Origin of the sequence: Rhodococcus sp. ARC_M6 (genome assembly GCF_022810305.1) — a bacterium.
Taxonomy (GTDB): Bacteria; Actinomycetota; Actinomycetes; order Mycobacteriales; family Mycobacteriaceae; genus Rhodococcus_F.
Genome location: NZ_JALGQH010000007.1, coordinates 172,939 through 186,179 on the forward strand (window position 1 = coordinate 172,939; position 13,241 = coordinate 186,179).

At 59.9% G+C, this 13,241-nt stretch carries 8 protein-coding genes; 7 read left to right on the plus strand and 1 reads right to left on the minus strand.

The window, feature by feature from the left end; genetic code table 11:
• Positions 1-275 precede the first annotated feature (275 nt).
• The 4 genes from MTX36_RS11165 (at position 276) to MTX36_RS11180 (ending at position 6,351) form a co-directional block, all read left to right on the plus strand.
• A complete protein-coding gene (locus MTX36_RS11165) occupies positions 276-1,913 on the plus strand; it encodes an AMP-binding protein (RefSeq protein ID WP_243619807.1) in 1,638 nt (545 codons plus the stop codon).
• 3 nt (positions 1,914-1,916) lie between these two features.
• A complete protein-coding gene (locus tag MTX36_RS11170; RefSeq protein WP_243619808.1) occupies positions 1,917-3,584 on the plus strand; it encodes a helix-turn-helix domain-containing protein in 1,668 nt (555 codons plus the stop codon).
• Positions 3,585-3,691: 107 nt separating this feature from the next.
• A complete protein-coding gene (locus MTX36_RS11175; protein ID WP_243619809.1) occupies positions 3,692-5,191 on the plus strand; it encodes an aldehyde dehydrogenase family protein in 1,500 nt (499 codons plus the stop codon).
• A 47-nt stretch (positions 5,192-5,238) separates the two neighbouring features.
• Positions 5,239-6,351, plus strand: coding sequence for an NDMA-dependent alcohol dehydrogenase (locus tag MTX36_RS11180; RefSeq protein ID WP_243619810.1), 1,113 nt, complete (start codon positions 5,239-5,241; stop codon positions 6,349-6,351).
• Positions 6,352-6,407: 56 nt separating this feature from the next.
• On the opposite strand, the gene MTX36_RS11185 is transcribed toward MTX36_RS11180, so the two are convergent.
• Positions 6,408-7,856, minus strand: coding sequence for a hypothetical protein (locus MTX36_RS11185; protein WP_243619811.1), 1,449 nt, complete (start codon positions 7,854-7,856; stop codon positions 6,408-6,410).
• A gap of 136 nt (positions 7,857-7,992) precedes the next feature.
• Here MTX36_RS11185 and MTX36_RS11190 point away from each other — a divergent pair, with 136 nt between their 5' ends.
• The 3 genes from MTX36_RS11190 to MTX36_RS11200 all read left to right on the plus strand — a co-directional run bounded on the left by MTX36_RS11190 (position 7,993) and on the right by MTX36_RS11200 (position 13,136).
• Positions 7,993-10,227 (plus strand): MMPL family transporter, encoded by a 2,235-nt coding sequence (locus MTX36_RS11190; RefSeq protein WP_243619812.1) that lies wholly within the window; start codon positions 7,993-7,995, stop codon positions 10,225-10,227.
• A 114-nt stretch (positions 10,228-10,341) separates the two neighbouring features.
• Positions 10,342-11,775: a hypothetical protein gene (locus tag MTX36_RS11195; RefSeq protein WP_243619813.1), complete on the plus strand. Its 1,434-nt coding sequence runs from the start codon at positions 10,342-10,344 to the stop codon at positions 11,773-11,775.
• A complete protein-coding gene (locus MTX36_RS11200) occupies positions 11,772-13,136 on the plus strand; it encodes a PQQ-binding-like beta-propeller repeat protein (RefSeq protein WP_243619814.1) in 1,365 nt (454 codons plus the stop codon). Before MTX36_RS11195 ends, MTX36_RS11200 begins: the two co-directional genes overlap by 4 nt.
• The last annotated feature ends 105 nt before the right edge of the window (positions 13,137-13,241 follow it).

Consider the following 13,241-nt stretch of genomic DNA (forward strand, 5'->3'; position numbering starts at 1 on the left):
GGAGCTGCGTTGGGTAGCCCGTTTCAGACCCCCCGAAGAAGGAGATTTTCACCCCTTTGCGGGGGTGACGGGGTAGTGGGCCAGGTCACTACAGTCTGTCCCGTTGCGGTTGGCGCACTCAGTGGTGGTGTCCGAACTCTGCACAGTTACAGCCGCTCCACGACGTGCACTATGTCGTAGATCACAGTGGAGCGGGTAAATTCGTCAGTGTGAGGGTCCGCCCACTGTGGACTCTTGCAGAGGTGCCTGGATGGGCGCCTGGAGAGGACATAAACATGAGCGCGTCCCTACCCAGCTACACCTCAGGCGTCTGGGATGGCCCGATGTTGGGTGACACCATCGGAGACAATCTCGATCGCACCGTTGCTGCACACGGCGACCGTGATGCCTTGGTGGATCACGCGAGCGGGCGACGCTGGACGTATTCCGAATTCGGGGCCGCGGTGGATGCGCTGGCGGCCGGGTTGATCGGGCGAGGCGTGCTGAAGGGTGATCGAGTGGGCATCTGGGCCCCGAACTGCCCGGAGTGGACGTTCGTGCAGTACGCCACTGCGAAGCTGGGTGTGATCCTGGTGAACATCAATCCTGCCTATCGCTCACACGAGTTGCAATACGTACTCGAGCAGGCCGCGATCTCGGTACTGGTATCGGCTCCGAGTTTCAAGACCTCCGACTACGCGGCGATGATCGACACGGTCCGGCCGCAGTGTCCGGACCTGACGTCGGTGATCCTGCTGGGCTCTTCGGATTGGGATGACCTCCTCGAGGAAGGCGCCGCAGCGCAGGCTACGGACCCGGGTCCGCTGGCCTCCGCCCAGGCTGCTCTCTCGGCCGACGACGCGATCAATATTCAATACACTTCGGGCACTACCGGTTTCCCCAAGGGAGCGACGCTCAGCCACCACAACATTCTCAACAACGGCTACTTCGTCGGGGAGCTGTGCCACTACACCGAGAACGATCGGGTTGCGATCCCGGTGCCCTTCTATCACTGCTTCGGGATGGTGATGGGCAACCTTGCCTGCACCAGTCACGGTGCAGCCATGGTAATTCCGAGTCCGGCCTTCGATCCGCGCGCGGCACTCGAAGCGGTACAGGCAGAAAAGTGCACGTCGTTGTACGGGGTGCCGACCATGTTCATTGCGGAGTTGGCGCTACCGGACTTCGAGTCTTTCGATCTGTCGAGTCTGCGAACCGGCATCATGGCCGGTTCGCCGTGTCCGGTCGAGGTCATGAAGCAGGTCATCGAACGGATGGGGATGACCGAGGTGTCGATCTGCTACGGCATGACCGAGACGTCGCCGGTGTCCCTCCAGACTCGTTCCGATGACACCATCGGTCAGCGCACCGCTACCGTGGGCCGGGTCGGTCCGCACCTCGAAATCAAGATCGTTGATCCGGCAACAGGATTGACGGTTCCGCGCGGCGAACCCGGTGAATTGTGCACGCGAGGATACTCGGTCATGCTCGGGTACTGGCAGAACCCCGAGAAGACAGCCGAGGCCATTGATTCCGCGCGATGGATGCACACTGGAGATATCGGCGTCATGGACGACGGCGGCTACGTCGCGATCACCGGACGCATCAAGGACATGGTTATCCGCGGCGGCGAGAACGTGTACCCGCGCGAAATCGAAGAATTCCTGTACACCCATCCCGACATTCTCGACGCACAAGTGATCGGTGTGCCCGACGCGAAGTACGGCGAAGAACTGATGGTGTGGATTCAGATGCGCGAGGGCGCCGCCGAACTCGACGCCGATTCTGTACGCGCATTCTGCGCGGGAAAGTTGGCGCACTACAAGATTCCGCGTTATGTCCACGTGGTCGACGAGTTCCCGATGACTGTCACCGGAAAGGTGCGCAAGATCGCGATGCGAGAGTTGGCAATTGAACTGATCGGGCAGGGCTGAGTCGTGCCTGACATTTCAGGAGAGCAAGGTCCGGTTCGTCCCGAGATTGCGCTCTCCTGGAAGCGGTCGAGACTGAGCGGAGTCGACCCGTCCGCAGCCATTGCCGTGGATGCCGCGGACCAGGACAGCGAGAGTCGACTACTGCGAGCAGCGACCCCGGTTCTCGACGAGGTGTCACAGCAGATCGCCGGTACCGGATTCTGCGTCCTGCTTGCAGATCGGGAATGCCGCGTCGTTGCTTCGGTGTACTCGAACAGTTCCGTCCAGCGGACGATCGAAGAATTGGGTGTGGTCAACGGATCACGGTTCGGTGAGGAACATGCCGGCACCAATGCGCTCGGTACGCCGCTGGAAATGGGTCGCAGCATCGTCATCCACGGAGACGAGCACTTCCTCGACAGCCTCAAAGGGTTGAGTTGCTACGGTCAGCCGATCCTGCATCCTGTCACCCGCCGGGTAGAAGGCATCCTGGACATGACGGGTGTTGTTTCCCAAGCGAATCCACTGTTCGCGCCCTTTCTGGCCCGGGCAGCCGCAGACATCGAGAAGCGATTGTTGGAAGGTTCCAAGGCCTCGGAACAGCGCTTGGTCGACGCCTTTCAGCGTGTATCCCATCAACGTCAGATCGCAGTTGCAGCAATCGGTGACGACATTCTGCTGAGCAACCGGACTGCGCTGGACCTGCTGGAGGCGGCGGATCATGCGTCATTGCGTTCCTTGGTTGCCGACCTGCGCCCGGATCAATCTCGATTGGTCACAGTGGAATTGGCTTCAGGGGCGCTGGCGCGTGTCCAGGCAGACAGGATTTCGGGCGCCGACGGGGGAGCGGTTTTCCTGGTGGAACCGCTTGCGCGCGAGCGTATGCCTATCCGGCGGACGCAGGAACGGGCGCCGTCTCCCGGTGAAAGGGTGCGCCGAGATCTGTTGCGTGCGCGCGGGTCGTCGGCGGCAGTTGCGATCTCGGGCGAGGCAGGTTCCGGCCGCACATCAGCGGCTGCTGATGTGGCGGGGAATGTCGACGTGAGATGGCTCGATGCCACCAGCGCCGCAATCGAGGGTCGTGAACAATGGATCACCAATCTGGTGAAGGCCACGCGTCGGCGCACCGGCACAGTGGTGATCGAACAGGTTCAGTTGCTACCGGATTCCGTTGTGCCCTTGGTAGCCGACCTGATCGATTCGAGCGTCGACGGTCTTCGGATCTTGTTGACCAGTGGGCCTGCGCCTGAACTTCCGCCGACAACAGCCGCACTGATGTCGCGTTGCACATTCAGGATAGGCATTGCGCCACTACGTGATCGACGATCCGAGGTGCCGGATCTCGCCCAGGCGATGCTCGACGGAATCCAGCCGGATCTACGACTTACGGCCAGTGCCGTCGAAGCACTGTCGGCAGCCGATTGGCCAGGCAACCTCGCCGAATTGCGAGTAGTGCTGACGCGCGCCGCGGAGGAACGCTCGAGCAATCGCATCGACGTGGCCGACCTACCGGAGGAATATCGCACGACAGCCAAGGTTTCCCGATTGGCGGGCCGTGAGAAGGCGGAGCGGCAAGCGATCATCGGGGCACTGAAAGACTGTGGCGGCAACAAGGTTCACGCCTCGGCGCAACTCGGCATCAGTCGCAGCACGCTGTATACGCGCATGCGGGCGCTGGATATCACCACCTAGCTCTCTGTGCACAGTGTGTGTACAAACTTCGGACAGTTAGGACCCTCGGAACCGAGGAAGTATGGCGTGCATCACATTCGCACGTGACTACTTCAGAGGAGTTTTCGATGACGGCTGTAGCCGAACACACCATCAGCCCCGCGGTTCAGAGTTTCCTGAACGGACCGAAGAAGCTCTATATCAACGGCGAATTCGTCGACGCGGCAACGGGAAAGACCTTCGCGACCTACAATCCGGCCGACGGCCAGAAACTTGCCGATGTCGCTCACGGGCAGGCCGAGGACATCGACCGGGCAGTACGCGCCGCTCGTAGCGCCTTCGAGGACGGACCCTGGTCACGAATGAAGGCAAACGAGCGTGAGCGGATGATCTGGCGCGTCGGTGACATCCTCAGCGCCCGCGCCGAGGAGTTCGGCCAACTCGAGGCGCTGGACAACGGAAAGTCCGTCGCAATTGCGACCGCCGTCGATGTTGCTTGGGCTGCAGATGTTTTCCGCTACTACGCGGGTTGGGCAACCAAGATCGAGGGCAGCACGGTCAACGTGTCCATGCCGTTCTCGCCTGGTGGAGAATTTCACGCCTACACGCTGCGTGAGGCGATCGGCGTGTGCGGTCTGATCGTGCCGTGGAACTTCCCCCTCCTGATGTCCTCCTGGAAGCTTGCACCCGCACTCGCGGCCGGTAACACCGTCATCCTCAAGCCTGCCGAGCAGACACCTTTGACCGCACTGCTTTTGGCCGAGGTTTTCGAGGAGGCAGGCTTCCCGCCGGGCGTCGTCAATATCGTTCCCGGTTTCGGTGACGCCGGCGCAGCCCTCTCCGGTCACGACGATGTCGACAAAGTGGCATTCACGGGTTCGACCGAGGTTGGCAAGAAGATCGTCGACGCGGCCAAGGGCAATCTCAAGAAGGTGACTCTCGAACTCGGTGGCAAGAGTCCCAACATCGTGTTCGCCGACGCAGATTTTGATGCAGCGGTAGAGGGTTCACTCAATGCGTGGCTGTTCAACCACGGTCAGTGCTGTGTTGCCGGCACGCGTCTGTACGTCGAGGATTCGATCTTCGAGAAGTTCACCGAAGCCGTCGCTCACGCTGCGAGTCAGGTGAAGATCGGACCGGGACTCGATCCCACCACCCAACTCGGACCACTCGTTTCGCAGGAGCAGTTCGACAAGGTCACCGGCTACCTCCGCGAGGGAATCGCCGACGGTGCCCGCGCTCTCACCGGCGGCAAGCGTTGGGGCGATCAGGGCTACTTCGTTGAACCGACCGTCTTCGTCGACGTCAAGCCCGAATTCTCGATTGTCCAGGAGGAAATATTCGGACCAGTTGTCGCGGCGCTTCCCTTCAACGCTGACGACGGACCGATCACTGCCGCAAACGATTCCATCTACGGCTTGGCGGCAGGCATTTGGACTCGCGACATCTCCAAGGCTCACCGCACGGCAAAGCGCCTGAAGGCCGGATCGGTGTGGATCAACCAGTACAACGGATTCGATACCGCAATGCCGTTCGGTGGATACAAGCAATCCGGTTGGGGCCGCGAACTCGGTGCGTCCGCAATCGACCTCTACACCCAGACGAAAGCCGTCAATATCGCTCTCTGATCGACCCGCATTCACCTCCGCACGTCCGACAATCAAGGAGATCACCAGTGAAGACCAAAGCTGCTGTACTGCTCGAGCCCGGAAAGCCTTTCGAGATCATGGAACTCGACCTCGACGGTCCGGGTGTCGGCGAGGTACTGATCAAGTACACCGCTGCCGGACTGTGTCATTCGGATCTGCATCTCACCGACGGTGATCTTCCGCCGCGCTATCCCATCGTCGGCGGGCACGAAGGTTCAGGAATCATCGAAGAGGTGGGACCCGGTGTCACCAAGGTCAAGCCGGGCGATCACGTCGTGTGTAGCTTCATTCCCAATTGCGGTACGTGCCGCTACTGCTCGACCGGTCGCCAGAATCTCTGTGACATGGGTGCCACAATCCTCGAGGGTTCGATGACGGATGGTTCCTTCCGATTCCATGGCAACGGACTCGATTTCGGCGGAATGTGCATGCTCGGCACCTTCTCCGAGCGGGCAACGATCTCGCAGCACTCGGTAGTGAAGATCGACGACTGGCTCCCGTTGGAGACGGCGGTAGTTGTCGGTTGTGGTGTTCCCTCCGGTTGGGGCACCGCCGTCAACGCCGGCAACCTTCGCGCCGGGGACACAGCAGTGATCTACGGAATCGGTGGACTGGGTATCAACGCAGTCCAGGGTGCCGTGTCTGCGGGGTGCAAGTACGTTGTGGTTGTCGATCCGATTGAGCTCAAGCGTGAGACCGCTCTGAAATTCGGTGCTACACATGCCTTTGCCGACGCCGAGAGTGCCGCCGTCAAGGTCAACGAATTGACCTGGGGCCAGGGCGCCGACGCAGCACTGATTCTGGTCGGAACTGTCGACGAGGACGTCGTCAGCGCGGCAACTGCCGTGATCGGCAAAGGCGGCACTGTGGTCATCACCGGATTGGCAGCTCCGGACAAGCTCACCGTTCACGTATCGGGCACCGATCTGACGCTTAATCAGAAGACGATCAAGGGCAGCCTGTTCGGATCGATGAATCCGCAGTACGACATCGTGCGACTGCTCCGTCTCTACGATTCCGGCCAGCTCAAGCTCGACGAGCTCATCACCAAGACCTACAGCCTCGAAGAGGTCAACGAGGGCTACCAGGATCTGCGCGACGGAAAAAACATCCGCGGCGTGATCATTCACGACAAGTAAGGAGACCTGCTGTGCGCCTTTATTTACCGCGGGCGGTCAATAAAGGCGCACAGCGGTTACTTCTTGGCCCTCGACAAAACCTGCATCATCTGCAGCAACGTCGAGAACTTGGCAAATGCCGACCAACTGACAACGGATCCGAATGCCGCCGAATCTGTTCCGTCGAAAGCGTCGAGCACGTCGCGGAAGCTTTGAATCTGTTTGGTCATCGCATCGACGTCGACATGCGTCGGCGCATCCGAATTGCGCAGCGCCAGAAGATACTGAGGTGCCGTCACCAAGGCGACGGTCGGAATCTTCCGCTCGAACAGCGGTTCACCTTCGCCGAAATGAACGACGGGTGAAGGCGCCACGATCCGCCGGTCACCCGAACCGATATCACGCCACAACGGCGCAACGATGTCGTGAACTTCGCGGCTGGTCGCATACAGCACTTCAGGCTCCGGGGTGGCGTCCAACGTGTAAGTGCCGGCTGCAAAGTCCTCGGTATCGCCGAGTGCGCCGAGATGCTCAACGGCAATTCCGGCGACCGCGCGAGCTTGACCACCTTCGCCTTTCCACATCTCCGGGTGAGCCTCGAGCCAGGTGGACGTCGCCTGCCCGTGTTTCGACACCGCGGGGATACGGAGGTGGCCTGTGGTCAAAACAAAGACATACGACCGTCGATGGGGTTGTGCCACAGCATGACGCGCTAGCTCCAGCAATCCGAGATGGCCGTTTTCCTCGGCGCCGTTGGTACCGTCGCTGTGCGTGATTACCAGAATCGTCTCGCGGGGTGAGCTACCGGGGGAGACCGCCCACACCGTGTCCGTTGTCGTTCCGGGGTGCAGGGTCGCGTCGAGCACCAGCGTCGCCTTCTGTCCGGTGCGAGCAGCAGCCAGAACTTTCGCGGCGTCGTCGCCGGCCACCCACACAGCCGGGATGTCGTGGTACGGCTCGGTGAACGGAAGGTACTGGCCCCGAGCATTGTCGGGTGCGATGTCACGCCACACCGCGATGACGCCGAGCACGCCGGCTTTACGGGCCTTGGCAAGTTTCGGACCCAACAGAGTTGCAGAAAGTACTGGGTTCCGGACCATTTCGTCGGTCGTGATCGGGCCCCATTCACTGACCAGAAACTTTCGCGGCACATCGATGTGTGGGACTTCGATGACAGCGATCGCGCCCTTGGCCCGCGACCATCGCGGCCGCTTGGTGTTCAGGAGAACGAGTGGCGCACTGATGCCGGCCGGGCCGGTGATCCCTGAATAGGGGAAGGCGGAGGAGACGGCTACAGATCCGTCGGTCAAGTCGATGCGAAGTCCGTCGGCGCTTGTCGGCAGATCCCAGCGCTCGAAGGTTTGGGTGTCACGACGAACCTCGAGGCCCAGACCAGTCAGTTCGGCAGCGACTTCCTCGACGAGCATTCGGTGCGACTCGGTACCCGTCAGTCGCGGCCCCATCGCGTCGAGGCGTAGTTGAGCAGCTCGAAGTCGATCGATGTCGATCGGCGATGAAGGAGGCATGCGAGAGCCTTTCCGATTTCGTGGAGCTAAAGAAGTTGTGACGTTGATACGCAATGGCAATAGTAGTGATGGGGCAACACGGTACGTTGTCTTCAATGTGAGTTTTGCCGGTTTTGAATAGTAGGGAGCGTCCTCAGTGGCCACGTACCTGTACAGATTGGGCAAGTTCTCTTTCCGTCACAAGTATTTGGTGGTGGCGGCATGGATTCTCGTGATTGCCGTCATCGGCGGCACCGTAGCGGCAACACAACCGACGTTCTCGAAGGAATTCAATCTCCCGGGCACAGATTCCCAGCGTGCGACCGAGTTGATGAACGAGAACTTCGCGGCCGCGTCGAAGCAACAAAGCCAGGCCACCACCAGCATTCTTGTGGCCGCCGACGATGGACTCGCAGCTCACAGCGATCAGATCGACAGGCTTGTCGCACAGGCGAAGACGCTCCCGGACGTCGTCAATCCTGAATTGATTGTCAACCCGGTTACCGTTGCCGCGGCTAATCCGTCGGTCGCTGCCTTCGTTCTCGGCGACAACGGACACGTCGGACTCATTCAGCTGAAACAGTCGATCAAGATCGAGGATCAGACGCAGGCGAACAAGACGGCATTTCTGGCTCTCCTGGAAGAATTCCGGACCGGTGGACTGCAGGTGGAAGGCACCGGCTCGATGATGCAGGTGCAGGCGGCCGGCGGGCTTTCCGAAATGCTCGGATTTGCCGTGGCTTTCATTGTCATGATCATTGCCTTCGGCGCACTCATTGCGGCATTCATTCCGTTGGTAACCGCCATCGTCGGGATTTCGTTGGCGATCTTGACGGTCACACTCGGGGCTGGTGTATTCGATATCAATCAGGGCGTTATCGCGATCGTGTCGATGATCGGCATTGCGGTGTCGATCGACTACGCGTTGTTCATCGTGTCGCGATATCGAAGTGAACTCAACCTCGGGGGCAGTCGCGAAGCAGCGGTGGGCCGAGCTGTGGGCACGGCGGGTACGTCGGTGGTTTTTGCCGGTTTGACGGTGGTGATTGCGATGGCCGCCCTGACCGTGGTGGGCGTTCCGCTGATCACTCAGATGGGGTTGTCTGCAGCAGTGGCCGTCATTATCGCCGTGCTCGGCGCAATCACTCTGATTCCGGCGATCCTCGCTATCTTCGGCCGGATTGCCTTCTCGCCGCGGATACCTGGTGTTCGGCACGGCGACGAACCCGCTTCGTTGGAATCGAACGGGCACCGTTGGGTGAAATTCGTGACCAAGTATCCGTGGCCGATTGCGCTGATCTCCCTGCTGATCTTGGTGATCGCAGCGCTTCCCATGACCAAGATGGAACTCGGACTGTCCTTCACCCAGGACGAAGAGCGTCCGGCACTGGCACTGCTGCAACGAGGCTTCGGGGAAGGCGTCAACGGTCAGTTGTTCGTTGTTCTCCACGCACCGGCCGGAACTGATATCGCTCCGATCGCGGACGAAACCGTCACACATATCAAGGGACTGGCAAACGTGGCGACGCCCGATGTCCTGATGTGGCAGGGCAATGGAACTGATCCGAGTAATCCGAATGCCGGCGCCAATTCGGCGTTGATAGCTGTCACTCCGAAGATGTCACCGAGTGGGCCCGAAACACATGAATTGATGAACCAGATCCGTGACTATCAGTCGACGGTGTCGGCGAGTGGAGCGGAACTCGGCGTTGCAGGTCAAACGGCAATCGTGGCTGATATGTCGTCGAAACTCAGTTCCGCGCTGGTGCCCTACCTGATTGTTGTTGTCGGTCTAGCCTTCATCGTTCTGATGCTTGTCTTCCGGTCGCTACTGGTACCGCTGACCGCAACCCTGGGTTTCCTGTTCTCCATCTGCGCTACGTTCGGCGCAACTGTGGCGATCTTCCAGGAGGGCGCGTTCGGGCTTATTCAGAACACTGCGCCGATCATCTCGTTCCTGCCGATCTTCATGATCGGCGTGGTATTCGGTCTGGCGATGGACTACCAGGTATTCCTGGTGACCCGAATGCGCGAAGAATATGTCCACGGGCACTCGGCCAAGGAAGCCATCATCTCGGGCTACACTCATGGCGCACGAGTTGTCGCGTCGGCGGCGATCATCATGATCTCGGTGTTTGGCGCGTTTATGTTGTCTTCCGAAACCGCCAGCAAGATGATGGGCTTCGGACTCGCAGCGGCAGTCTTCTTCGACGCCTTCATCATTCGTATGATCGTCATTCCCGCGGTTATGTCGATACTCGGTGATTCTGCGTGGAAACTGCCGGCGTGGCTCGACAAGATCCTGCCCAACGTCGATATCGAGGGCGAAGCAATTCGTTTGATTCCGATCGAGGAGGATCCGGACGAGGATCTGGTACCTGTCCGGGTGTAGTAATTCTCTCGTCAATAGAAACCATTCGGTCGGTAACGAAATTGGGTTTCGACGCGACAGGTCCGGGGAGAGGCAACGCCCATTCGGCAAGCCTATGACGGACTGCGAGGGCTAGTGGCCGAGAAGAAATCCGGTTTCGATCGGACGGAGAAGTGGACCATCGGCCTTACCGTCGTGTCATTGGTGGCCGGTGGGATTGTCTTCGCCGGACTGATCGATCGATGGAGTGGTTCGGAGTCAGACCTCGCCGCGTCGACTTCGGTCGCCGTGACGCCTCAGGCTCAGGAGGAGTCACCCGATCCGAATTCGGAATACACCTACGTCACACCGACTGTGGTGTATCCGACGAGCATTCCGGGTTGTGAGAGCGTCGATGCCCTCGAAGAGGGTGGGATGTCCATGATCTCCTACATGTCGAACACCGCAGAGACGTACGACGATCCACGGTTTCCGTGGTTCTCCGAATCCAAGGCATCGGCGATGTCGGCGGCGCTCGCGAGCGCACTTCCCGAGCATGTTCAGATGAAATTTGCCAGCCCGAGTGAGTCGCTCCAGTTCGGTCCGATCTCGGCGCCGTCGGATTCAGATGAATTGCCCGAGGGTATGTCAATCGAAAATATGGCATCCACCAGTGCGTCCACAACGCTGATCCGGGACGGAAAGCTCGGCCGCCTTGATGTCTGGCTCCAGCGGAGTTCGGCTCCGATCCCACCGTGCTATGCCGGATCCCTCGTCGAACGTCGCACCTTGGCCGACGGCTCCGTCGTCGACGGTCAGGACACGTGGAGTGAGACCAATGGTGTTCGGACTCTTTCTCGTTCGGCGATTCTCTACGGCTCGGACGGAACCTTGGTCCAAGCGAATGCAACAGATTCGGTTTACCAGGGTGGCTCCGGGGTTGAGATCAGTGGCACCGTTCCGTTGACTGTCGATGAACTCATCACTCTGGTCAGTCTTCCGCAACTTCGGACTACTGCACCCGTTCCGGTGGGTACTGCTCCATTGAAATCCGACTGTCAGGGATCCGCGATCGAACCTACAGGGCGGGAATTGGATCGCGGCACTGTAGACGAGCTTGGTAGAGCTCTCGAATCAGGATGGCGCGCTGCACCTCCGGGAATGCCGAGTCTCGAACCGGCACTCGGGGCACTGGTTCTGGCCGCGAGTGACAACAGCACAGCGTGCCAGGAGCTTGTTGCACGATCGGGCAGCAATGAGGTGACTCTGAGGATATCGATCAGCAGCGGACAACCACTTCCCAAGGCGCCGAACAAGTATGACCCGTCGTATGACGGGCATCCAATTTCGTCGATCACCACCGCAGACGGTTCAGTGGTCGAGCGCGACGAGCACCACTACGCGGTCATGCCGATGGGGAATGGTGATGGTGCCGGTCAATCAACGAGTGAACAGAGTCGATACGTCACTCTGACTCGTCCCAGTGGGGCGCAGGTCTCGGTCTATTCGTCGGCGTCGTCTCCGAATTCTCCGATGACCTTCGAGCAGTTGGAGTTTCTCGCGACCATCGACGGCCTGGAGATTCGATGACCAACAGGTTTTCTCCGAAAGCATGTCTGCGGATCGCGGCAGTTGCAGCAATAGTCACCGTTACCGCAGCAGTTGTCACCGTGATCGATGCCGGAAATCGCGCGACGCCTGTTGCCGACGGAGTGCCTTTGTGGTCCGTCGACGCCGCCGAGGTTCTCGGGCGAGAGTTCGCGGTATTTCGAAGCCCTCTGACCGGAACTGACTTCAACACGGAGATGGGCGGATTCATCGACGCGGACTCAACGATCGTGACGATGGCCGGTATGCCGAATCGGCAGGCGTACTCGCTCGACGACGCGGAATTGGTGGGACTCGACGCCGCGGACGGCACGGTTCGGTGGCGAACATCGGCCGCCGATATCGGTGGGTGTTCCCCGACTCTGCTCGACGGTTCGGTGTTCTGTTTCTCGGGGCCGTACGTGTCCGCCGACGGCTATTCGCTGTTCGACATCGAGAGGGGCGAGCGCAAGGACATTGCCACGCCATGGTCACCGATCGTCGCCGTTGTCTCGGGCGACGACATTCTCGCACTCGAAGGCGATATCGAAAGCAACGATGTTCGTGTCCACAGCGGAACGGTCGAAGACCCGGACGCCAACTGGTCCAAGGCATTCGACGTCGGAGGCTCCTGGGAAGCCGGCTATACCGAGCCCATTCTGTCGGTGCGCGGAAATTTGGGTCTGATTTCTCTCGACGAGACGCTGGGTTTCGATCCGAAGACCGGCGAACAAAAGTGGTTGCGCGACTACACCACCTGCTCGACCACCCACACATCATCCGACGGAGTCACCTTGGTTTCGGAAGGAGACTGCGAGGGCGTCGGGCAGGCGACGAGCGAGTACGCACTCGATGAGGACGGACATGAATTCGCCCGGGCAGATGCGGTCAATACTGGATCGAACTCTTATTTCGAATGGCGCTACAGCCATGACAATCCGTCAGACGATTCGACGCCAATCATATTGGGAGACAGTGGCTTCGATCGGAAGACCGGAGAGAAGCTGTGGACCAACCGCGAAGTATTCGGTGTGGCGCAGTCCCTTTCGGTGATCGGCGACGTGATCGCGGTCAGTGGTTCCGAGACCGGAATTCAGTTCGTGGACCTGTTCACCGGTGAGGTCCTGTGGAGTTCGAGCGCCGAGCGTGCTGCCGACATCTTCTGGCAAGGCGACGTCGTCGTGGACGAGGGAATTGTCTACGGAGCAGATATTCGGACGGGGAAGCGTACCTGGGAGATCCGAGTCGAACCTGATGGGGACGGCCAGTTCGAGACGTGGGCGACGCCGCGTGAGTTATGGGCCGGCGAGCAGGTGCTCTTGCGCTCGAGCGAGGGTCGGATCATGGCCGTGCGGGCCAACTGATGCTGCGGATGGCAGGTTGCAGCTCGGACAATAATTCGGACAACGAGCACCCGTTATCTGTAACTGTGGTTTATTGTTCGATTGAGCGGTGATCTTTCGTCCGCG